The organism is Pseudomonas sp. BW16M2, from assembly GCF_014268865.1.
Taxonomy (GTDB): Bacteria; Pseudomonadota; Gammaproteobacteria; order Pseudomonadales; family Pseudomonadaceae; genus Aquipseudomonas; species Aquipseudomonas peradeniyensis.
Genome location: NZ_JABWRI010000009.1, coordinates 55,555 through 76,631, shown reverse-complemented (window position 1 = coordinate 76,631; position 21,077 = coordinate 55,555). Strand labels below are relative to the sequence as shown.

Sequence of the window (21,077 nt, the reverse complement as noted above, 5' to 3'; positions counted from 1 at the left end):
ACCGAATTAGCAGTACCGACATGGAGAGTGACCTATGCCCAAGACCCCCTTTACCTTCAACCTGTCCCCGCAAGGCAAGCTGCGCTGGGCGATAGCCAGCCTGTTCCTGGCCGCGAGCCTGCCCCAGGCGCTGGCCGGCGGCGTCGTGGTCGCCCCCGGCCCCGGGGGCACGGCGCAGTTGCAGACGCAGGGCGGCGTGCCCATCGTCAATATCGTCGCCCCCAACGGCGCCGGCCTGTCGCACAACCAGTTCCTCGACTACAACGTCGACCGCCAGGGCCTGGTGCTGAACAACGCCCTGCAGGCCGGCCACTCGCAGCTGGCCGGTGAGCTGGCGGCCAACCCGCAGTTCCAGGGCCAGGCGGCGAGCGTGATCCTCAACGAAGTGGTCAGCCGCAACGCCTCCGCCATCAATGGCGCCCAGGAAATCTTCGGTCGCGCCGCCGACTACGTGCTGGCCAACCCCAACGGGATCTCGGTCAACGGCGCCAGCTTCATCAACGCACCCAATGCCAGCCTGGTGGTGGGCCGCCCTGAACTGGACGCGGGCCGACTCAAGGCCCTGGGCACCCAGGACGCCAACGGCCAGTTGCAGGTGCAGGGCGCCGGCCTGCGCAACGACGGCGGTTCGGTCAACCTGATCGCCCCGCGCATCGACAGCCAGGGCCGTCTGGATGCCCGTGACCAGCTCAACCTTACCGTGGGCCGCAACCAGGTGGACTATGCCAGCGGCCAGGTCAAGGTCGTCGACCACGGCGCGAGCAGTGGCGAGCAGCGTATCGACGCCAGCCTGTTCGGCGCGATGCAGGCCGGGCGCATCAATATCGTCAGCACCACGCAGGGTGCCGGGGTACGGGTCGGGTCGGGGCAGATCGACGGCCGCGACGGCGTGCGCATCGACTCGGCGGGTGACCTGAACGTCAGCGGCGCCGCCGTGGCCGACTCGCTGGACGCGACCCGTGCCGGCGTGCGCAGCAGCCAGGGCGATGTCGAACTGCGTGGTGCCCAGGACCTGACCCTGGCCGCCGCCGACGTGGCCGGGCGCGACGTCAAGCTCGACGCCGGGCGCAACCTCACCCTGAGCACCGTGCAAAGCCGCAAGCTCCAGGAAAAACGCGAGAACTGGCGCAGCGGCGCGCTGGGCATCGACTGGGAGACCTACCAGCGCACCCAGACCGACAGCGACACCCGCGAGCACGCCACCCGGGTCGTGGCCCAGCGTGATGCCGGGTTGCACGCCGGCCAGGATCTCACCCTCAGCGCCGCCAGCCTCGAGGCGCCCGGCAAGCTGAGCCTGGACAGCGGCGCCGACCTGCGTCTGACCGCCGCCACCGAGCGCCAGGTGCAGACCGACCAGGGCAAGCACGCCAAGGGCTTCTGGAAGGCCGACTGGGACAACCGCAATGAAACCCAGCGCAGCGTCACCAGCCAGCTCAAGGGTGGCGACATTGCACTGCACGCCAAGGCCTCGGTGCTGGCCGAAGGTGCCCAGCTGACCAGTGGCCAGGACATCCGCATCGCCGGCAAGCAGGTGCAGATCAGCAACGCCTCGCGCACCGACCAGCGTGACAGCCAGAACCAGCAGAGCAAGTTCTTCGGCGTCAGCCACAACGAAGCCAAGCAGAACAGCCGGGAAAGCACCGCGGTGCGCAGCGAGCTGGTGGCCGGCGGCAGCGTCGGCCTGAACAGCGCCGAGGGCATCGACGTGGTCGGCTCGACGGTCAAGGCCACCGGAGCGTTGAACGCCGAGGCGGCCGGGGATCTCAAGGTCGCCTCGGCCCAGGATACCCACGAACACAACAGCGCCAGCAGCAACCGTGGCTTCGTCGCCTCGGCCAAGGAGACCGCGCCGGGCTCCGGGCAGTATCGTGCTGGCGTCGGCTATGCGAGCGATCGTCAGAGCACCAGTGGCAGCCAGGTCAGCCAGCAGGGTTCCAGCCTCAGCGGCAGCGAAGTTCAGTTGACCGCCGGCGGTGACCTGAGCGTCAAGGGCGCCGCGGTGAAGTCCACTGCGGGCGATACCAACCTGGCCGGCAAGCAGGTGTCGCTGCTGGCCGAGCAGGACAGCCGCAGCGAGTCCCGCGACAGCAGCCACACCGGCGGTGGCGTCTACCTCACCGCCGGCCTGGACCGTGCCGGCGCCGGGGTCGACTTCGCCCATGGCACCCAGCAGGACGCCTCGAGCAGCACCACGGCGAAGACCACCGGCCTCGACAGCGCCGGCAGCGTGAAAATCAAGGCCGACACACTGGCCAGCGAAGGCGCGCAGGTGAACAGCGCCGGCACCCTGAGCATCAGCGCAGGCCAGGTGGACAACCGTGCGGCCCGCGACACCACCAGCAGCAGCCACCAGCAGAGCAGCTGGACGGCGGATGTCGGTGTCAACGTCGAGTACAAGGACATCGCCCGGCCGATCGCCGGGGCGGTCAAGGACGTGGTGGACGGCAAGGTGTCGGTCAAGGATGCGCTCGACGGCAAGCTGCCGCTCAACGACGTCAAGGACGTGCTGGACGGCAAGACTTCGCTGACCGCCGCCCTGGGCAAGCTCGGCACGCCGAACCTGGGCGTTGACCTGGCCGTGGGCCATGCCAGCCAGCAACAGGGCGAGCAGACCGGCACTGCGGTGGTCAGCCAGTTCAATGGTCAGGGCGTGCAGCTGGACGTGGCCGGCGCGCTGAAGGACCAGGGCACCCGCTACAACGCCAACGGCGGCGTGCTGGACGTCAAGGCCGGTTCGCTGCAGGCCGACGCGGCCAGCAACACCCACAGCCGCAGCGAGCAGCAGGTGAACGCCGATGTGTCCGCCCGGATCTACACCAAGACCGGCGAGGACCTCAACGTGACCGCCAACGGTTCCGGTGGCAGCAAGCACCTGAGCGAAGATACATCCACTGCCGTGGTCGGTACATTCAGTGGCAACCAGGGCCTGAACATCCAGGTCGGTGGCGATGCCCGCTTCGAAGGCAGCCGTCTCGACGGTGGCCAGGGCGCGGTGGCTGTCAACACCGGTGGCAAGCTGGCCCTGGACCAGGCCAGCAACCAGGCGCGTCGCGACACCGGCAGCCTCGCTGGCAGTGGTTCGCTGACCGTGGGCACCTTGCCGGTGGGCGACAAGGTCGACCTGGGTGCTGGGTTCCAGCTCGACCATGCCGGCGAGCACAGTGTCGACAGCAAGGCCCAGGTGGCGAGCATCAGCGGCAACGGCCCGGTGCGACTGGGCAGTGCTGGCGACCAGACCTTGCAAGGCACGCGCATCGACGCGGGCGGCCCGGTCGAACTCAAGGCCGGTGGCGCCCTCGACCTGCAGGCCGCCAGCGACACCCGGACCGTCAGCGGCAGCCATCTGGGCGGTGGCCTCAACCTCGGCGGCAAGGCGGCTACCGGTGAGCAAGGCCGTGACTTGAGCGGCAAGCTGGGCGGCAACTTCAATGTGGGCCAGACCAACGAACGCTCGCAGACCCTGGCCGGCGGCCAGCTCAGCAGCCGTGGCAACGTGGACCTGGCCGGCCAGTCGGTGCATTTGCAGGGCACCCAGGTCGGTGCCACGGGCGTCAACGTCGGCGCAGGCGAGGGTGGCCTGGCGCTGGAGTCGGCGCAGTCCACCCAGGGCCGTACCAACTGGGGCGTCGAGGTGAAGGCCGGGAGCAACCTGAGCCGAAATACACCGGCGGACGCCGGGCAAAAGGTCAGCTCGTCCCATGACTTCGACCTGGGCGGCAAGGTGCAGGTGGACCATCTGCAGGCCACCACCCAGCAGAACAGCCATATCACCGCTGGCGATGTGACCCTGAACAGTGCCGGTGCGGCGCAACTCAGCGGCGCACGGGTCGACGGCCAGCAGGTCGGCGGCAAGCTGGCGGGCGGGTTGACGGTCGCGGAACGCCAGGACACCACCACCTCGGTGCGGGTCGACCTGGGCGCGGGCCTGGCCGGCAAGCCGGGCGAGGCGAAGGAGGGCCAGGAGAAGCCAGGCTTCGACTACACGCCATCGTTCAATGCCCAGGGCGAGTTCGTGCGCAAGGCCGGGGTCACGGAGGCTTCGGGCATCTCGGCACAGCGTGGGCTGGAACTGCAGGTCAAGGGCGTGGAGCAGGGCGGTACCACGCTCGGGGCCGAGGTCAAGCCGCTCGGCTACCAGGTCAAGGCCACCCTCGACCTGCCCAAGCTGCCGGAGGCAGGCCTGCCCAGCGTGTCGCTGGAAGGTGGCAAGCTGAAGGTCGGGCCGGTGACGGTCGAAGGCCAGGTTGATGGCCTGACCAACAAGGGCTGACAGGGGCCGCCTCGTGCCTCCAGCCTGAAGAGAGACTACGTGGGAGCGGGCTAGCCTCGCGATCACCGGCGAAGCCGGTGCCATGCACCGCACCGCCTGAATCGCGGGGCAAGCCCGCTCCCACGCAGCGCTTGTCATCTTCTGCTCCCTGCAAGCGGGCTAGACCCGCCTTGCAGGCTTGTCCGATCCCACCCCCCTCGCTGTCCGCCATTGCCCTGAACCCCCAGCCTGTCCCCGCCTTACTGTTGCCCCCTACCCACCACAAGAAAACACCGTGCCCAAGCACGGTAGAAGAGGGGAGCACCATGCCGCTTTTCCCACCGCTGCTGCCTGCAGCCGTCCTGACCACCCTGGCCCTGCTGCTCGGCGGTTGCCGGGACGACAGCAAGCCCGCCGCCACCCAGGCCGCCCCTGCCGACCCTGCATTGGCCGCGCTGTACGCCAACACCTGCCAGACCTGCCACGCCAACCCTGCGTCCGGCGCGCCCCTGGCAGGCGACGCGGCGGCCTGGGCACCGCGCCTGGCCCAGGGCGTCGACCGCCTGCTGGAGCACAGCATCAACGGCTACCAGGGCATGCCGCCCATGGGCCTGTGCATGCAGTGCAGCGAGGCGCAGTTCCTTGCCCTGATCGGCTACATGTCCGGCCAGCCCCTCCACTGAGCGCAAGGTACTTCCATGACGATTCACCTTTCCCGTCGTCGCTGGCTGCAACACTCCGGCGTGGCCTGCGCGTTGCTCGCACTCTCTACTAATCCGGCACTGGCACAACTGCTGCGCGCGCCACGGCTGATCCCCTGGCGCAACTGGTCCGGCGCGCAAAGCTGCCTGCCCGAGGCGCGGCTGGCGCCGCAGAGCCTCGACGAACTGGCCCAGGCCATCCGCCAGGCCCCCGGCAGGGTGCGTCCGGTCGGTTCGGGGCACTCCTTCAGCGCCCTGGTGCCCAGCGACGGCACCTTGCTGTCGCTGGGCTACTTCAACGGCTTGCTCGACCACGACCCCGCCACCTTGCAGGCCGAGTTCGCCGCCGGCACGCCGATGTCGGCGATGGGCGCGGCGCTCAAGGCGGTCGGCCAGGCGCTGCCGAACATGGCCGACATCGACTACCAGACCCTGGCCGGCGCGATCGCCACCTCGACCCATGGCACCGGTGTCGGCTTTGGCTCGTATTCCTCGAAGGTCACCGGCCTGCAACTGGTCACCGCCAGTGGCGAGGTCCTCGACTGCGACAGCCATCGGCACCCCGAGGTGTTCGCCGCGGCGCGGGTGTCCCTCGGCGCGCTGGGCGTGGCCACCCGGATCCGCCTGCAGAACCGCGAGGCCTTCCGCCTGCGCGAACGGCAATGGATCGCCCGCACCGACGAATTGCTGGAGGACGTGGAGAAGAACACCCGGGAAAACCAGCATTGGGAAATGCTGGTGATCACCCATTCCGACTATGCGCTGTCCATCGCCCTCAACGAGACCAATGATGCCGCCACCGCTGACCAGGATACGGCCGGCGGCAGTGGCAACGAATTCGTCAGCCTGATCGAGAAGCTCGACAAGTACGGCAGCGACTTTCCCGAAGCGCGGCGCGTACTGCTCAACAGCCTGCGGCATGTCGCCAGCTTCGACGAGCGGGTCGGTGACTCGTACGAGATCTTCGCCAACGTGCGCAACGTGCGCTTCAACGAGATGGAGTACTCGGTGCCCGCCGAGCACGGCCCGGCCTGCCTGCGGGAGATCCTCGCGCTGATCCGCGAGCGCGACCTGCAAACCTGGTTCCCCATCGAGTACCGCTACGTCAAGGCCGACGATATCCCGCTGAGCATGTTCGAAGGGCGCGACAGCTGCTCGATCTCGGTGCACCAGCACTACAGCATGGACCACCACAATTTCTTCGCCGCCATCGAGCCGATCTTCTGGAAATACGCCGGGCGCCCGCACTGGGGCAAGCTGCACACCCTCAATGCGCGCACCCTGCAGCCGCTGTACCCGCGCTGGAAGGACTTCACCGAGGTGCGCCAGGCGCTGGACCCGACAGGCAAGTTCCTCAATAGCCACCTGGCCTCGATCCTCGGCGTGGGCTGAGCACAAGGAGATGTGATGAACAGACGCAAATTCCTGGTCGGCGCGGCCGGTGCCGGCGTGCTGCTGGCCGCTGCCGGCGCCTGGCTGCGCCCGGGCGCCGAGGGCGCCCCGCACGACGACTATTTCGCCAGGTTGCAGCGCGAGCTGCGCGAGCACGGGCCGATGCGCCCGGTGATGCTGATCGACCTCGACCGCCTGGACCACAACATCGACGTGGTGACCCAGTCGGTGCGCCGTGCCGGCAAGCAGCTGCGCCTGGTGGAGAAGTCGCTGCCCTCGCCGCAGTTGCTCGACTACATCGCCCGGCGCGCTGATACCCGCCGGCTGATGTCGTTCCACCAGCCGTTCCTCAACCACGATGCGCTGCGCTTCCCGGATGCCGACATCCTCCTTGGCAAGCCGCTGCCGGTGCGTTCGGCGCAACTGTTTTACGAAGAGCACCGCGGCGGCTTCGACCCGGCCAGGCAACTGCAATGGTTGCTCGACACCCCCGAGCGCCTGCAACAGTACCTGGCGCTGGCCCAGGGACTGGGCACCCGGCTGCGGATCAATATCGAGCTGGATGTCGGCCTGCACCGGGGCGGGGTCAAGGACTCGGCGCAGCTGGAGCGGATGCTGGCCATCATCGCCGCCAATCCCCGGCACCTGGCCTTCGCCGGCTTCATGGGCTACGACCCCTTCGTCGGCATGGGCGTGCCGGGCATCCTCGGATCGCCCCAGGCGCTGTTCGCCAAGGTCATGGGCTTGTACGACGGCTTCGTCGACCACGCCCGCAGCCGCTACCCCGGGTTGTGGCGTACGGACCTGACCCTGAACACCGCCGGCAGTCCGAGCTACCGCATGCACGAGCACGAGCGCACCAGCAGTGAGGTATCGGTGGGCTCGGCGTTGCTCAAGCCCACCCACTATGACCTGCCGTCGCTGCAGGACCACCAGCCGGCGGCCTATATCGCCACGCCGGTGATCAAGCGCACGGGGGCGGTGCAGATTCCGGCGCTGGACGGCAAGTCGGCGTTGTTCGCCTGGTGGGACCCGAATCAGCGCGAGACCTTCTTCATCTATGGTGGCAACTGGCTGGCCGAGCCCGAGTCGCCCAAGGGACTGCGCTTCAACGGCCTGTACGGGCGCAGCTCCAACCAGGAAATGCTCAACGGCTCGGCGGCGGTGGACCTGCAGGTCGACGACCAGGTGTTCCTACGGCCGACCCAGTCCGAAGCGATCCTGCTACAGTTCGGCGACCTGCTGGCGGTGCGCGGCGGGCGGATTGTCGAGCGCTGGCCGGTGTATGCGTAGCGGTCGTGAGGGGAACAATGATCAGCGCATCATCACCGCCGCTCCCACGCTGGTGACGCTTGCAACTCTGTTCCCCGCGCGACAGCGCAGCTAAAAAAGGGCTTGGTGATCTCCTGTATAGGGATTACAGGCTAAACGGCAAACTCAGCTTGACCCACAGCATCTCCCCCTCCGGCATGTTCTGCACCGCAAATTCCTTGGCCCAGCGCGCCTCGATGCTGGCGTACTCGAGGAAGGTGTAATGCAGCGCCGGGCCGATGGCGAACACCTGCCCGCGCACCCCATCATCGACATCCTCACCCATGAAGCTCACGGTCCGACCAAACTGCCTGTCGTCGCTGGTCTGCTTCACGTAGTAGCCATTGACCCCCAGGCGCAGGTTGTCGGTCACCCGGTAGCTGGCCGAATAGTCGAAGTGGAACAGCTGCCCCGAGCGATAGTCAGTGTCATGGTTCTCTTCGTTGAAGCTGTAGGTGGCCTTGACCGACAGCTCACTGCGTTCACTGGGCAGCCAGGTCGCCGACAGCAGCGGCTTGTAGGTGTAGAAGTTGTTGCTGGTGTTGGCCATGCGCGTGGCCTCGTAGTCGCCGGTGGGCAGGGTGATCTCCAGCGCCGCGCCGAGGGTGAGGTCCGCGCCCATGTCCCACAGGATGATCGGTGCGAGGGTGACATCGCCCTGGCTTTCGCGGCGGCTGCGCTGGCCGAACATCGCCACCTGCTGGCGCATGTAGGGCTGCGCCACGTAGCCGCCGACCCGCCCGCCGAACAGGCGCAGCGGGCTGAGGTAGTCCAGCCGCGGGATGATCGCATCGGAGGTGATCTTCACCTGCTCGACCTTGCCGCCGAGCGAGCTGATATCCAGCTTTCGCGCCTGATAGTGGTTGTAGTAGAGGTTGAAGGCGAACATGTGCGCCGGCAACTGGTCGACGTTCAGCGGCAGGACGAAGAAACCGTCGGTGCCGGGGCCGATGTTGTCCACGCCGTTCTCGGTGGCATGGGCGGGGAGGGTGAGGCTGGCGCTGAGCATCCAGGCGGCTGCCGGGGGCAGCCAGGCGAGGCGGGTCGGGTTCATGGTCGGGCTCGTTCTTATTGTTGTGGGCGAGCGGCGTTGTGCCGCCCTATACAAATAAGCGCTGGCCGCCAGGTGGCGCAGGGCCGTGCCGGACAGGCAGGGGGGCTTTGCCGGACACTCTGCAATATTTTGTTACTCTCGCCTTCGGGGCGCGCCCCTGCGCGATATGATGACGGCGCCGAGCGCAGTGCCCCCGACAATTAGAACCTCAGGCGCCTCGGCCCGGGAGTAGCCTTTCATGCCCAGTACCCCCCTCGACCCGCAACTCGACCTGGCGCTGGCGTCGCCGTTCATGTTGCAGACCCTGGTCCAGCTTGCCAGCGACCGTGGCCTGGATGGCGAGCGGTTGTGCCGCGGCCTGGGCTTCACTCCGGCCGAGTTGCAGGATCCGGCCCAGCGCATCGCCTGTCGTCAGGCGGTGACGCTGATCCAGCGTGCCCTGCAGGCCTTGCCCGGGCAGGGCCTGGGGCTGTGGGTCGGGCATCGCAACGTGCTGGGCACCCTGGGCCTGCTGGGGCACGTGCTGTCGCTGTGCCGGACCCTGCGCGACGCCTTCGAGGTGGGCGTGCGCTACCAGCACGCCAGTGGTGGTATCGCGGTCTACAGCCTGGACGAAGGCGTGCGGGAAACGCTCATCGAGGTCGAATGCCGGCTGCCCTACGCCGATATCCAGGTGTTCGCGGTGGAGGAGTTCTTCGCCAGCATGCTGGTCTACGGCCGGGCGCTGATCGGTGCCGAGTTCCAGCCACTGCGCTTCGAGTTCACCCATGCCGCGCCGGCTTACCGGGACACCTACATACATCTGCTAGGGCCCGCGGTGACGTTCGGCTGCCTGCACAACCGCATGGTGATTGCCAGCCGCTGGCTCGACCGGCCGTTGCCCGGGCACCAGCCGGTCGCCCTGCGCCAGGCGCTCAAGCTGTTGGAGCTGGAATGTGCGCCGCTGCAGCACAAGGCCAGCCTGCTGCAAAACGTGGAGCGCGCCATCGCCCGCGATCTGCCCGAGGGCTGCCGGATCGACAGTGTCGCCGCTGACCTCAACATGAGCAGCCGTACCCTGCGCCGACACCTGACCGAGCACGGCGTGACCTTCGAAGGCTTGCAGGAGCAGGTGCGCCAGTCGCGGGCGATGAGCCTGCTGGGCAACCCGAACATGCCCATCGAACGCATTGCCGAGGCGCTCGGCTACAGCGATGTGCGCGGCTTTCGTCGGGCGTTCAAGCGCTGGACCGGACAGAGCCCCTCGGGTTGGCGCGACAGCCCGGTCCTTTAGGATGTTCGCTCAGACCGCCGAGAACACCGACCCGGTCATCCGCTCGCTCAACAGCTCCAGCGCGCGCAGCCCCGCCAGCGAGTTGCCCGAGGCGTTCAGCGCCGGCGACCACACGCAGATGCTGTAGCGCCCCGGCACCACCGCGACGATGCCGCCGCCCACGCCGCTCTTGCCCGGCAGGCCGACCCGGTAGGCGAAGTTGCCGGCCTCGTCATACAGCCCGCTGGTGGCCATGATCGCATTCACCTGCTGTGCCTGGCGCGGGCTGAGCACCTGCTCGCCGCTGTGCGGGCAGTAGCCGCTGTTGGCCAGAAAGGCAAAGCCGCGGGCCACGTCGGCGCAGCTCATCGACAGCGCGCAGTGGTGGAAGTAGCTGCGCAGCACCGCGTCGACATCGTTGTGGAAGTTGCCGAAGGCCTGCATCAGGTAGGCCATGGCCGCGTTGCGCGCGCGGTGCTGGTATTCCGACTCGGCCACCACGGTGTCGCTGACGATGCGCGGGTTGGCCGCCAGGCGACGGACGAAGTCGCGCATCGACAGGGTGGGGGTGGCATAGCGCGACTGGTTGATGTCGCAGATCACCAGTGCCCCGGCATTGATGAACGGGTTGCGTGGCCGGCCTTTCTCCACCTCCAGCTGCACCAGCGAATTGAACGCCTGGCCCGAAGGCTCGTAGCCCAGCCGCGACCAGATGTCCTCGCCGCTGTGGTTGATCGCCTGCACCAGGCTGAACACCTTGGAGATGCTTTGGATCGAGAACGGCGTGTGCGCATCGCCCGCGCAGTGCAGCTGGCCGTCCAGGCTCTGCACGGCGATGCCCAGCTGGTTCGGGTCGACCTGGGCGAGGGCGGGGATGTATTGCGCCACCTGGCCCTGGGCGAGCAGGGGGCGGACGTGGTCGAGGATCTCTTGCAGGAGTGCTTGCATCGGGAAACCTGGTGCGAAGGAAAGGCGCGTTCGAAAACGTTCAGGTAGACGATGGCTGCTGGCTGCGGAGCACATCTGTTCGCGTTGGCTCGCGTGATGATGCACAGCCTGTAGGCGATCACACAGCCCCTCCGGGCTGCGCTGTCGCGCAGGGCACAGGGTTCCAGCGTGGGAGCGGGCTTGCCCCGCGATAGCGTCGGCGTGGTTGACAAGGTTGTGGCTGCCGACGCCGTCGCGGGGCAAGCCCGCTCCCACACGGGTGATGCTGGCAACCTTGTTCCCTGTGGGATAGAGCAGCCCGGAAGGGCTGGGTGATCGCCTACAGTGAACGCGTTTTACGCGTTGGCGGTTGCCTCGAACGCCGTGGAGTATTGCACGCTGCCCTGAGCCACATCACCGCTGAAGGCCAAGGCCTGGAAGTACTCGGCCGGCACGCCCGGCAAGCTCAGGCCCGGTTGGGCCTTGAAACCGAACCGGCCATAGTACCCCGGGTCGCCCAGCACCACGCAGCCCTGGCCACCCAGCCCGTGCAGGCGGGCCAGCGCGGCGTTGATCAGCGCCGAGCCGATGCCCTGGCCCTGGCGCTGCGGCAGCACCGAGACCGGTCCCAGTCCGTACCAGCCAGCGACGCTCGACGACAGGGTCACCGGGGAAATCGCCACATGGCCGACGATGACACCGGCCTCCTCGGCCACCAGCGATACCGTGAGCGCTCCGGCGCGGCGCAGGGCGGTGACGATGAACTGCTCGGTGTGGCTGCTGTGTTCGGCGTTGGCAAAGGCGGCCTCGGTCAGGTGGCCGATGGTGGTGGCGTCCTCCGGGCGCTCGTCACGCAGGCTGATGCCATTGTCGAGATGCCGGCGCGTATCGGCGTCGATCAGGCCGCGCAGGGCCTCGAACAGCGGCGTGGCGGCGGTATAGCGCTTGCCGTAGTCGAGGTTGAAGGCATAGTCGAAGCCTGGCGGGTTGCGCCCCTGGTTGTGCTGCAGCAGGGTTTCCAGCTTGTCGAGGGCCTTGACTGCCTGCGCTTCGACTGAGGTCGCTGCCTCGTATTCCTCCCACAACGCCATGATCTCGTCGCGCAGGACGGTGTCCAGACTCGACATCAGGTGCAGCAGGTCTTCGCGCTCTTGCCGGCTCTTGTCGGGGAAGCCCTGTTTGCTGACGGCCGGGACGTCGCCGCTGATGGCCTCGCCCAGGTCGTGGACCAGGCACATCTTCAGCACCTTGAGCAGGTCGAGGTCGCCCAGTTCGTCGGCGAAGGTGATGGCCATCAGGCACAGCCGCCAGGTGTGTTCGGCGGTGCTTTCGGCGCGGCCGCTGGAGGTGTGGGCGCTGCGGATGACGCTCTTGAGTTGTTCGGCCTGGCGCAGGAAGGCGAGGCGGTTCTGCAGTTTTTCGATATTCATGGTGACTCCATGTCCTGGGGCGGATTCAGCGTGTCTGCATGACGAACAGATGATACCCGTACTCGCCCAGGTGGTTTTCGTGGATCTCGAGTTCGCGGCGGATGTCGGCCAGGGCCTGGGAGGCGAAGGTCTCGCTCGCCAGGCTGGCCACGCGTTCGCGCAGCGGCTCCAGATAGTTGGCCCAGGCCTGCGCGCTCAAGGGGAAGTGCGACAGGGTGCGATAGCCCAGGCGGGCGATGGCGGCCAGGCGCGTGTCGACGCTGTGCAGGTCGGGGTAGGCGGCCTGCCAGAACGCCTCGGCCGACGGGGCGAGCCTGTCGGCCACCTGCACCAGGTCGCTGACCACCAGGTAACCCTGGGGTTTGAGAAAGGTGCGCCAGTACGCCAGGGCGTTGTCGAAGCCCATGATGTAGGCGCAACCCTCCGCCCAGATCGCGTCGAAGTGCCGAGGCGCGAACGGCAGCTGGGTCATGCTCGCGCAAATCGGCGTGACCCGCGCCTGCAGGCCCTTGGCGACCAGGGTCGCGCGCAGGCAACCCAGGCTGTGCTCGTCGTTGTCCAGCGCAGTGATGTGCGCCTGGCTGTGTTCGGCCAGCAGCACGCTGGAGGCGCCACGACCGCAGCCGATGTCCAGCAGTGTCGCGGGGGCGTGGGGCAGGGCGCGCAGTGCTTTGAGTGAGTCCTGTGCCGAGCCCGGGCCGAGGTACTCGAGGCCATCGAAGATGCGTTCGAAGTCGGCCATGTAGCGGTCGTGTTCGTTCATGTCGCGGGACAGCCATTTCAGGCGCAGGGCCTGTTTCTCATTGAATCCCTGCCGGCGCAGCCACGCCAGGTGGGCGCCGGGTGCCTGCTGCTCGAGGGCCTGGTGCCAGGGGCGCATGGACGACAACCCGAGCATCGCCGCCAGCAGGTCACGCGAGCGTTGCCGGGCGGCGATCTCTTCGTCCAGGGTGTGCAGGCGTTCGAGCAGGGCTGCGCGGTCCAGGCGCGCTTCCAGGCAGGCCTGGCATTCCTTGAGGCTCAGGCCGCCGGCTTGCAGTTGCTGCAACAGCCGCAGCTGCTGCAGGTCCTGCTCGCCGTAGGTGCGATAACCGTTGGCCTGGCGCCGCGAGGACACCAGCCCGAGTTTTTCGTAGTAGAGCAGCGTGGAGCGGCTCAGGCCCACCTTCGCCGCCAGTTCGGAAATGCGATACACCAGTCTTCCCCTCATGCAGTGGGGCGATGATGAACTATGAAGTTATAGACAGGTAAAGCGAATTCTCGCAGAAAGGGACGCGCTGGAGCCCTTCAAGCCTGGTTCTACAGGACGCAGGCCGGATCCATACCGATTTCCTCCATGAATTCAGCCAGGAACGACGCCAGCCGCTGATGCCTGATGGCGGCCAGGCGCGCGCCTTCGCCGGTCTGCAAGCCCGAGGCGAGCTTGAGCAGCTTGGTGTGGAAATGCTCGATGGTGAAGCGGTTGTCGCGATAGTCCCGGCCTGCGGCGGTGGGGTTCTCGACGTCGTAGAGCGCCGACCCCGTGCGCCCGGACACATAGAAGCAGCGGGCGATGCCGACGGCGCCCATGGAGTCCAGGCGATCGCTGTCCTGGAGGATCTTCGCTTCCAGGCTCTGCGGCGAAAGGCCCGCCGAGTAGCTGTGGGTCATCACCGCATGGGTCACCTGCTCGATGCGCGGTTGCGGCCAGCCCATGTCGGCAAGGATCGCGGCGGCGCGTTCGGCCGAAAGCGTCGAGGCCTGCGCACGCAGGGGCGAGTTCTTTTCCACTGCCACGCAATCGTGCAGCACGGTGGCGGCGAGCAGCACTTCGAGGTCGCCGCCTTCCCTGGCCTGGATACGCCGGACATTGCTCCAGACCCGTTGCAGATGGGTGAGGTCATGGGAGCCGTCGTTACTGTCGGCGGGCAGGTGGGGCAGCAACTCGGCCGCGAGGCTCTGCAAGGGGAAGAAGGGCGCGTTGGTCAATGAAGGGCTCCAGCGGATCAGGGGAAAGGCGCAACGTTGAATTGCCCCAGCAACAGCATCAGTAGCAGCAAGAGTACGACAAGGCCGATGGCCGCCGTCCACTCGGACTCGGCACGCTCCGCGTACCAGGCGCCTCTGGACGGGTACCTGCCCAGCGTAGCCAGCTTCACCAGCGGCCAGCCGAGCGGATAGCACAGGCTGCGGAACAGGACATGAACGGACAGTTCGCTGATCATCGGAGGCTCCTGCGGCCAGGGTAAGGACGGTGCCAGGCTGCCCACCGCCGTCAACTGGCGTACTGGGCGATACCGTTGCCGAACGACCAGTTCTCCTTGCGCACCTCGACCAGGTTGATGAACACATCCTCCGGTCGCACGCCGGCCTCGCGCTCGAAACCTTCGGCGATGGCCAGATACAGCGCCTTCTTCTGCTCCAGGGTGCGGCCCTCGTTGAGGGTGATCTGGATGAACACCTGGCCGTCGGAGCGTTGGATGCCCAGGTACTGCGGGTCGTTCACCAGGCGGTCGCCGTCGTGTTCGGTCAGGACCTGGAAATTGTCGTGCTCGGGCACATTGATCGTTCGCCGCATGCAGGCGTAGACGATCTGGCCGAGTGTGCGCAGATGAGCCGGGTCGGGGTGGCGCTTGATATCGATGCGTACCAGTGGCATGTGGACTCCTTGGGCGATGGCCAGGCGAGACGCAGAAGCTGGTAGGGCAGGATCAGGCATGAGCCCGGACAGGCGCCGGGCTCGGGAAGGCAACTACCGTTACTGTGGCAGCAGCTTGAGGGCACGCTCGCTCGCGTTATTGAAGACCTCGATCAGCCTTTTCGCCAGGGCGTCTTCGATGGCCGCGGCGGTGAGCAGGCCCTGGGTGAAACCGATGCCCTGGTCCTTGGCGACAGCCAGCTGCTGGCTGTTCTCTGCCTCGGCCATGTCGCCCAGGTAGTGGGCTGCACGATAGGCGTAGCGCTCGGGGAGTGTCAGCTGTTCGAGGTCCTTGAGCGAGAGGGCGAACTGGCTGGCGGCGGCGGGCTTCAGGCTGAGTTGCTCGAACTGGAGCAGGCTCAGGCGATCGGTAGTCAAGGCGAATCTCCGTTTCATTGCGGGAACACCCGGTTACTGTCCTGCCTTTTGCCGGTCAACGCAAGGGTGGCCAGGGCAGTGGCGCGAAAAGAATCCGCTTTCCCACGGCATGGGTGGTCCTGCTGGAGGGACAAGGCGGTGCTTGGCTCAGGTGCTAAAACGTTCTAGCCTTCGCGTTTTGCTCATTTTCTCAAGGAATGCCTGCATGATCCCCACCCTCAGCCGCCGCCGCGTGCTCCAGGGCGCGCTCGGCTGCTCGGCCCTGCTGACCCTGCCCACCTGGGCGGACAATTCGCTGCGCCAGGCGATGCAACAGCTCGAGGCGGCCAGCGGCAGTACCATCGGCCTGTGGGCCCTGGACACCGGCAGCGGTCGGCAACTGGCCTGGCGTGGCGAAGAGCGCTTCGCCTTCTGCAGCACCTTCAAGGCTGTCCTTGCCGGCGCCGTCCTGCACCGCAGCGTATCCGAGCCGGGTTTGCTGGCGCGGCGCATCGCCTATGGCGCCGAGCAGTTGGTGGTCTATTCGCCGGTCACCGAAAAGCATGTCGGCCCTGGCATGACCGTCGCCGAACTGTGCGCCGCCGCCGTCCAGTACAGCGACAACACCGCTGGCAACCTGCTGCTTGAGCTGGTCGGCGGTCCGCCCGGGTTGACGGCGTTCGTCCGTGGCCTGGGCGATCCGACCTTCCGCCTCGATCGCAACGAGCCGACGCTGAACACCGCCTTGCCGGGGGATCCGCGTGACACCACGACGCCCCTGGCCATGGGCATGACCCTGCAGCGCCTGTTGCTCACCGATGGCCTGCCCGCCGCCGCGCAACAACAGCTGCAGGCCTGGCTCAAGGGCAACACCACCGGCGATGCGCGTATTCGCGCCGGGCTGCCGAAGGACTGGGTGGTGGGCGACAAGACCGGTTCGGGCGACTATGGCGTGGCCAACGATGTCGCGGTCATCTGGCCCAAGGGCCGGGCGCCGTGGATCCTGGTGGTGTTCAGCCGCAGCACGAAACAGGATGCGCCGTGGAACAGCGAGACGATCGCGGCGGCGACGCGGATCGTGGTGCAGGCCTGGAAGGGCTGAGTAAGTATGCCGGCCTCATCGCGGGGCAAGCCCGCTCCCACGAGTGGTTGGGCGCGCGCTCATCAGCGTGGGAGCGGGCTTGCCCCGCGATGAGGCCACAACAGACCATCACCCCACCCGCACCCGCCGCCGCTTCTTGCGGTACATCTCGCCATCGGCATGGCTGAGCAGGGTGTCGGCATCCTCGCCATCGGTGGGATAGCAGGCCACGCCGATGCTGCAGGACGGCATCCTGACATCGCCGAACTCGGCCCCGAGCGGCTCCTCCATGACCATGGCGATCTGCTCGACCACCTCGTACACGGCGTCCTCCGACGGCACGTCGGTCAGCAGCACGATGAACTCGTCGCCGCCGATCCGCGCCACGGTGTCCGCTTCCTGCACGCTGTCCTGCAGGCGTTGGGCGATGGTGCACAGCACGCGGTCGCCGGCCGCATGGCCGTGCACATCGTTGATGCCCTTGAAGTCGTTGACGTCGAGGAACAGCAAGGCCAGTTGGCGCTGCTGATGGCGGGCGGTGCGCAGGGCCGTGGCCAGGCGGTCGTTGAACAGCGAGCGGTTGGTCAGCTTGGTCAGCGGGTCGTGATGGGCGAGAAAGCGCAGCTCCTGCTCGGCCTGGGTGAGGGCGGTGATGTTGCGCGCGACGCCGATCCGTGCGCCCACCTCGTCGGACCAGAAGGCCGCCCAGAGGATATGCACGATATCGCCATCCTTGCGTACATAGCGGTTGCGAAAGTCGAAGTGCGGGGTGCCGTCCATGACCCGGACGATCGAGGCGCGGGTGGTTTCCAGGTCGTCCGGGTGCATGTAGCGGGTGATCGGGGTGCCGGTCAGTTCGTCGGCGCGATAGCCGAGCAAGGCCTCGCAGGCGTTGCTCACGAACACGATGGTGTCGTCCCGGTCGACCACGAACACGGTGTCCAGCATCAGGTGGATCAGCCTGGGGTAGAGCGCTTGCAGGTCGACGGGCATAGGGCAGGGGTGTCCGATACGGGTAGCCCGGTCATGGTCCGATCACGCAGGGCGGCCGCGCGAGGTCCTGCAAGCCGCCGGGGGCCGCTCGCCGCGCCCGTGCAGCATACACAGGGTCGGGGGCGTGGCACACTACCTGTGGGCAAGCAGACCGTCGGCTGCTTCAAGTGCCCTTGTCTGGCGGAAACGGCAACCGCCCCAGCAACTCGACGATTGTCGTCGCGCAGCGCCCATCGGGGTCCAGGTCGGGGTCGAAGACCGTGACCGTCATGCCCCGGCAGCGTCGGTCCGCCACGAACGGGGTGAGGATCCTCGCCAGGTCGTCGGGGGCGATGCCCGGTGACCCGGGGCTGTCGACCGCAGGCATGATCGCCTGGTCCAGCACATCGATGTCCAGGTGTATCCAGAACCCCTGGCCAGGCTCCTGGTCGAGCGTGTCCCGGATTCGAGCGATGACTGCGTCCGGACCGATGGCCAGCGCCTCGAAGACGTCGATGCGGTTGATGGCAGTGTTGTTGATGTCGGGCCAGGCGAAGTCGTGGTCACGGTTCTCGCGCTCGCCCAGCTGGATAACCTGGGCATCGGCCACGAGCGGGCCTGCTATGCCGGGCCAGTCGGTCGCCAGCGCCTCGCCACGGCCAGTGGCCAGGGCCAGGTCCATGCCGGCGGCGGCGCCCAGGCTTTGCGCCGGGTCGTAGTTGCCGGGGTGGCGGAAGTCGCTGTGCCCGTCGATGTGCAGGAGCGACAGGTGGCCTGCGTGGCGCGCACCGGCCAGTGCGCCGAGCAGGATGGAGCAGTCTCCGCCGATGACCAGTGCGAAGTCATCCTCCTGCATGACGGCACGCACCAGGTCCGCCAGGGCGAGGTTGAACGCGCGCAGGGCGTGGCCGTTGCGCAGGCGGGTGCCGGGTTGTGCCTCGGCTGAGTAGAGCGGGCGTGGCAGATGCCTCACGGTGCTGGCGCCGATCGCCTGCAGCAGGCCCGCTGCCAGCAGGGCTGACGGGGCACGCCAGGTGCCGGGTTGATGGCCTGGCCTCAGGGGACTGAGGCCGAGGTTCGAGGGGGCGGCGATGACTTGCATGAGGCAGACCTTCGCTCGGTTGACGGCCTAGAGTTTCCAGCATCCGGCGAAGCGCTTGCAAACCCCTTCGCGTTGATCCAGTTCAGCCATGCTGCGCAGGTGTTCGAGGTTGATCTGCGCAATCGTCTCCTGCAGGACATAGTTGTAGTAGTAGGCCATGTCGCGCATGCGCTGGGCCTTGCTCGGCAGGCCCGCGTCGTTGTTGCCACCGGCCCAGACCTGCAACTGCTCGTCGCGCACGCTGCGCAGGTAGGCGCGGCTGTCGGCATCGTAGCGTTCCAGCGTACGTGCCTTGAGGTTGGCGAGCGCCTCGGCGAGCGTTTGCAGGTTCTGCTGGTACTGCTGCCAGTAAGCCTCTGGCAGATCGAGGCCCAGTTCCCGCTTGCGCGCCGCTACCTGGACTTCGGGGGAGTCTTGCCGAGTGAGGGCGACGGCTTTACGCAACGTGGTCAGTTGCTCCATCTGCGGGGTGACGCTGTCGCGGATGATGCTGTCGATCAACGCGGTGCGCCTGGCAGTGTCGGGCAGCGGCGTGGGTTGTTTCGGGAATAACGCCGAGGTACCCCAGCAGGCGCTCGGGATGGTGTCGATCATCGGATAGGGCTGGCGCTGGTCCTTGCCCTCGACCCGTTGCAGGCGCACCAGCGTCGCCTGGCAGTAGCCAGGCGACTGGTCGAAGCGCAGTTCATATTCAGAGCCTGCCTGCGGTGTCAGGGTGAACGAGGCCGAGCAGACCGTGTTGGCGCCCTGGGTGTTGGCGCGAACATGTACCGGCTGGCCGGGCTCGAGGCGGATCTCGTAGTAGCTGTTGCTGTTTGCCGGCGGCGGCACGCTCATGTCGGCGCGCCGACGCGAGTCGGGCACGAAGAGGTTGTTGAGGATGCCGGTGGTCCGGCCTTCACAGCGCGCGCTGTCGAACAGGTCGAGAGTGGCGCTGCCATTGCCCGAGATGTAGCGCAGCTTGGCGGCATCAGGGCGGGTGCTGTCGATGTAGGTGCCATTGATACTGCAGGCACTGACCAGGGAGAACAGGGCGAACAGGGTAAGCAGGCGGGCGGCGGGGGGCATGATCATCCGTGAGTGAGGCCGTGGGGCGCCGATGCTAGGGCGATTCCGGCGATTCGTCCAGTGGGCCGGCAGCAGGTCTGCTGACGTGTGCCTAGCCACCCGGGGATGGGCAGTTGTCGAATGTGTCGCGCTCCGGCAAATAGTGCATGGGCGGGCTTCGCTCGAGGAACATGTCCGCAAAGCCATCCCCATTTACATCCTCGAAATGCACGCCGGTCTTGGTGCTTATCGTGCAAAGCGCCTTGCCACGCATTGAAATGAGGTTGAAGTTCTCGCTGCCACTGGACCACAGGGTCGCCTCGCTGAGTCCGTATCGATCCAGGTAGACATTGTCCATTACCGCCTGCGACGCCTGAAGAGCCAGGGCCGAGCAGGCCAGCAGGGTGATCAGGCGCCGGCTGCGGCTGTGGAGCGTATGCACCAGCTCACGGCGCAGGACACCGATGCCCCAGAGCAGGCCCGCCGGCAAGGCAACGAGGACCAGGCCGAGGATGATCAACCCAAGGTAGTAGAACTCTTCTCCTTCCTTGTAGAACACCCACTGGTTGTTCAGGTAGAGGAGAGCGTTCGCCAGCGTACAGACACCGACGAGGGCCAGGTATTTCGCGGTCAGCTTGAACACGTACAGCTTTTCCCTACCGTTCAGGAACCATCGGCCTGGCTGGCCATCAGTGCGTTGAGTTCTGCATAGCTGTGGGCCTTCAATCCGTGGGTGTCGAACTGGCCGCTTTCCAGGAAGCGCTGGGCCAGGCCGCTCATGGCGCCATAGAGAAACTCGGCGATGCTCGATCCGGCACTCAGGCGGCGAACGCCAAGCTGTTGCAATTCGGCCGGGCCGGGCAAGCCTGCGCGCCAGAGCAGGTTGACCGGCAGCGTCACCTCCCGGCACAGCGTGGCGATCTCGCCGGGCTCTACCACGCCTGCGGCGAACAGTCCGTTCGCGCCGCCAGCGGCATAGCGCGCGGCACGCCGCAGGAGCTCCTCGAGGCGCTGCTCGGCGGGCAGCAGGTTCTTCAGGTAGACATCGCTGCGCACGTTGATGAACAGGTCGACCCCGCGCCGGCTCGCGGCGTTTCTGGCGGCGTCGAGCTTGCGCAGGAGCTGTTCGGGAGGCTGTGTGCCGTCCTCGATGTTGATCCCCACCGCGCCGGCGGCGATGACCGTGTCGACGACCTTGGCGACCTGTTCGGGGGCGTCCGAATAGCCGCCTTCGATATCCACCGTCAGCGGCACGCTGAGCACCCTTGCCATCGACTCGACGGTGCCGGCCAGCAGTGCCAGGGGCAGCTTGTCGCCGTCCTGGTAACCGTGCGACCAGGCCACGGCGGCGCTGCTGGTGGCGACCGCCTGGCTGCCCTGGCGCTCGACCAGGCGCGCGCCGCCGGCGTCCGCCACGTTGGCCAGGAGTAACAACCCTTGCTGGTGAAGCCCATGAAAAACGCGATCCAGTGCTGCCATGACGACATGACTCCCTTGAACATCCTGTTGATGGTTCACTGCGGGG

19 protein-coding genes and 1 pseudogene are annotated in these 21,077 nt (G+C 67.0%); 6 read left to right on the top strand and 14 right to left on the bottom strand.

What is annotated here, in order from left to right:
• Nucleotides 1–34 precede the first annotated feature (34 nt).
• From HU735_RS10755 to HU735_RS10740, 4 genes are all read left to right on the top strand, one after another.
• Complete coding sequence (locus tag HU735_RS10755) at nt 35–4,270, top strand: hemagglutinin repeat-containing protein (protein WP_186713486.1); 4,236 nt, start codon at nt 35–37, stop codon at nt 4,268–4,270.
• Nucleotides 4,271–4,575: 305 nt separating this feature from the next.
• Nucleotides 4,576–4,932, top strand: coding sequence for a c-type cytochrome (locus HU735_RS10750; protein WP_186713485.1), 357 nt, complete (start codon nt 4,576–4,578; stop codon nt 4,930–4,932).
• 15 nt (nt 4,933–4,947) lie between these two features.
• Nucleotides 4,948–6,342 carry a D-arabinono-1,4-lactone oxidase gene (locus HU735_RS10745; RefSeq protein WP_186713484.1) on the top strand — a complete coding sequence of 465 codons (1,395 nt, stop codon included), beginning with the start codon at nt 4,948–4,950 and terminating at the stop codon, nt 6,340–6,342.
• Nucleotides 6,343–6,426: 84 nt separating this feature from the next.
• The gene (locus HU735_RS10740; protein ID WP_186713566.1) at nt 6,427–7,635 is read left to right on the top strand and encodes a DSD1 family PLP-dependent enzyme; all 1,209 of its coding nucleotides are present in this window, start codon (nt 6,427–6,429) and stop codon (nt 7,633–7,635) included.
• Nucleotides 7,636–7,759: 124 nt separating this feature from the next.
• On the opposite strand, the gene HU735_RS10735 is transcribed toward HU735_RS10740, so the two are convergent.
• Nucleotides 7,760–8,662: a transporter gene (locus HU735_RS10735; RefSeq protein WP_238349798.1), complete on the bottom strand. Its 903-nt coding sequence runs from the start codon at nt 8,660–8,662 to the stop codon at nt 7,760–7,762.
• A 283-nt stretch (nt 8,663–8,945) separates the two neighbouring features.
• Here HU735_RS10735 and HU735_RS10730 point away from each other — a divergent pair, with 283 nt between their 5' ends.
• Nucleotides 8,946–9,980 carry an AraC family transcriptional regulator gene (locus HU735_RS10730; RefSeq protein ID WP_186713482.1) on the top strand — a complete coding sequence of 345 codons (1,035 nt, stop codon included), beginning with the start codon at nt 8,946–8,948 and terminating at the stop codon, nt 9,978–9,980.
• 9 nt (nt 9,981–9,989) lie between these two features.
• Here the strand turns inward: HU735_RS10730 and glsB are convergent, their stop codons facing one another.
• From glsB to HU735_RS10695, 8 genes and pseudogenes are all read right to left on the bottom strand, one after another.
• Nucleotides 9,990–10,907, bottom strand: a complete 918-nt coding sequence (gene glsB, locus HU735_RS10725; protein WP_050705163.1) for a glutaminase B — start codon at nt 10,905–10,907, stop codon at nt 9,990–9,992.
• A gap of 335 nt (nt 10,908–11,242) precedes the next feature.
• Nucleotides 11,243–11,749, bottom strand: coding sequence for an N-acetyltransferase (locus tag HU735_RS27070; protein WP_346655359.1), 507 nt, complete (start codon nt 11,747–11,749; stop codon nt 11,243–11,245).
• A gap of 6 nt (nt 11,750–11,755) precedes the next feature.
• Nucleotides 11,756–12,316, bottom strand: a pseudogene (locus HU735_RS27065) (HD domain-containing protein); the annotation flags it as partial.
• A 25-nt stretch (nt 12,317–12,341) separates the two neighbouring features.
• Nucleotides 12,342–13,511: a MerR family transcriptional regulator gene (locus tag HU735_RS10715; RefSeq protein WP_186713480.1), complete on the bottom strand. Its 1,170-nt coding sequence runs from the start codon at nt 13,509–13,511 to the stop codon at nt 12,342–12,344.
• A gap of 104 nt (nt 13,512–13,615) precedes the next feature.
• Entirely contained in the window at nt 13,616–14,284 is a 669-nt protein-coding gene (locus tag HU735_RS10710) for an HD domain-containing protein (protein WP_186713479.1), read from the bottom strand.
• 17 nt (nt 14,285–14,301) lie between these two features.
• Nucleotides 14,302–14,520 carry a hypothetical protein gene (locus tag HU735_RS10705; protein ID WP_189656992.1) on the bottom strand — a complete coding sequence of 73 codons (219 nt, stop codon included), beginning with the start codon at nt 14,518–14,520 and terminating at the stop codon, nt 14,302–14,304.
• A gap of 50 nt (nt 14,521–14,570) precedes the next feature.
• On the bottom strand, nt 14,571–14,954 hold the full coding sequence (locus HU735_RS10700) for a tautomerase family protein (protein WP_186713478.1): 384 nt from the start codon (nt 14,952–14,954) through the stop codon (nt 14,571–14,573).
• Between the two features lie 99 nt (nt 14,955–15,053).
• Nucleotides 15,054–15,371 carry a hypothetical protein gene (locus tag HU735_RS10695; RefSeq protein ID WP_050705170.1) on the bottom strand — a complete coding sequence of 106 codons (318 nt, stop codon included), beginning with the start codon at nt 15,369–15,371 and terminating at the stop codon, nt 15,054–15,056.
• 205 nt (nt 15,372–15,576) lie between these two features.
• Between HU735_RS10695 and bla the strand changes: the two genes are divergently transcribed.
• Entirely contained in the window at nt 15,577–16,452 is an 876-nt protein-coding gene (bla, locus tag HU735_RS10690) for a class A beta-lactamase (RefSeq protein WP_186713477.1), read from the top strand.
• A gap of 108 nt (nt 16,453–16,560) precedes the next feature.
• On the opposite strand, the gene HU735_RS10685 is transcribed toward bla, so the two are convergent.
• The 5 genes from HU735_RS10685 to HU735_RS10665 all read right to left on the bottom strand — a co-directional run bounded on the left by HU735_RS10685 (nt 16,561) and on the right by HU735_RS10665 (nt 21,031).
• The gene (locus tag HU735_RS10685) at nt 16,561–17,424 is read right to left on the bottom strand and encodes a sensor domain-containing diguanylate cyclase (protein WP_186713476.1); all 864 of its coding nucleotides are present in this window, start codon (nt 17,422–17,424) and stop codon (nt 16,561–16,563) included.
• 163 nt (nt 17,425–17,587) lie between these two features.
• On the bottom strand, nt 17,588–18,505 hold the full coding sequence (locus HU735_RS10680; RefSeq protein WP_186713475.1) for an arginase family protein: 918 nt from the start codon (nt 18,503–18,505) through the stop codon (nt 17,588–17,590).
• A gap of 27 nt (nt 18,506–18,532) precedes the next feature.
• Nucleotides 18,533–19,573, bottom strand: coding sequence for a hypothetical protein (locus HU735_RS10675; RefSeq protein WP_186713474.1), 1,041 nt, complete (start codon nt 19,571–19,573; stop codon nt 18,533–18,535).
• A 91-nt stretch (nt 19,574–19,664) separates the two neighbouring features.
• Nucleotides 19,665–20,195 carry a hypothetical protein gene (locus tag HU735_RS10670; RefSeq protein ID WP_186713473.1) on the bottom strand — a complete coding sequence of 177 codons (531 nt, stop codon included), beginning with the start codon at nt 20,193–20,195 and terminating at the stop codon, nt 19,665–19,667.
• A 20-nt stretch (nt 20,196–20,215) separates the two neighbouring features.
• Nucleotides 20,216–21,031 (bottom strand): isocitrate lyase/phosphoenolpyruvate mutase family protein, encoded by an 816-nt coding sequence (locus tag HU735_RS10665; protein WP_186713472.1) that lies wholly within the window; start codon nt 21,029–21,031, stop codon nt 20,216–20,218.
• Between the last annotated feature and the right edge of the window lie 46 nt (nt 21,032–21,077).

Bases quoted from the DNA above. Each gene is read 5' to 3' on its own strand.
- HU735_RS10730 (WP_186713482.1), top strand. From the start codon at position 8,946: ATGCCCAGTACCCCCCTCGACCCGCAACTCGACCTGGCGCTGGCGTCG.
- glsB (WP_050705163.1), bottom strand. From the start codon at position 10,907: ATGCAAGCACTCCTGCAAGAGATCCTCGACCACGTCCGCCCCCTGCTC.
- HU735_RS10675 (WP_186713474.1), bottom strand. From the start codon at position 19,573: ATGCCCCCCGCCGCCCGCCTGCTTACCCTGTTCGCCCTGTTCTCCCTG.
- HU735_RS10685 (WP_186713476.1), bottom strand. From the start codon at position 17,424: ATGCCCGTCGACCTGCAAGCGCTCTACCCCAGGCTGATCCACCTGATG.
- HU735_RS10755 (WP_186713486.1), top strand. From the start codon at position 35: ATGCCCAAGACCCCCTTTACCTTCAACCTGTCCCCGCAAGGCAAGCTG.
- HU735_RS10735 (WP_238349798.1), bottom strand. From the start codon at position 8,662: ATGCTCAGCGCCAGCCTCACCCTCCCCGCCCATGCCACCGAGAACGGC.
- HU735_RS10700 (WP_186713478.1), bottom strand. From the start codon at position 14,954: ATGCCACTGGTACGCATCGATATCAAGCGCCACCCCGACCCGGCTCAT.
- HU735_RS10750 (WP_186713485.1), top strand. From the start codon at position 4,576: ATGCCGCTTTTCCCACCGCTGCTGCCTGCAGCCGTCCTGACCACCCTG.
- HU735_RS10665 (WP_186713472.1), bottom strand. From the start codon at position 21,031: ATGGCAGCACTGGATCGCGTTTTTCATGGGCTTCACCAGCAAGGGTTG.
- HU735_RS10705 (WP_189656992.1), bottom strand. From the start codon at position 14,520: ATGATCAGCGAACTGTCCGTTCATGTCCTGTTCCGCAGCCTGTGCTAT.
- HU735_RS10745 (WP_186713484.1), top strand. From the start codon at position 4,948: ATGACGATTCACCTTTCCCGTCGTCGCTGGCTGCAACACTCCGGCGTG.
- bla (WP_186713477.1), top strand. From the start codon at position 15,577: ATGATCCCCACCCTCAGCCGCCGCCGCGTGCTCCAGGGCGCGCTCGGC.
- HU735_RS10680 (WP_186713475.1), bottom strand. From the start codon at position 18,505: ATGCAAGTCATCGCCGCCCCCTCGAACCTCGGCCTCAGTCCCCTGAGG.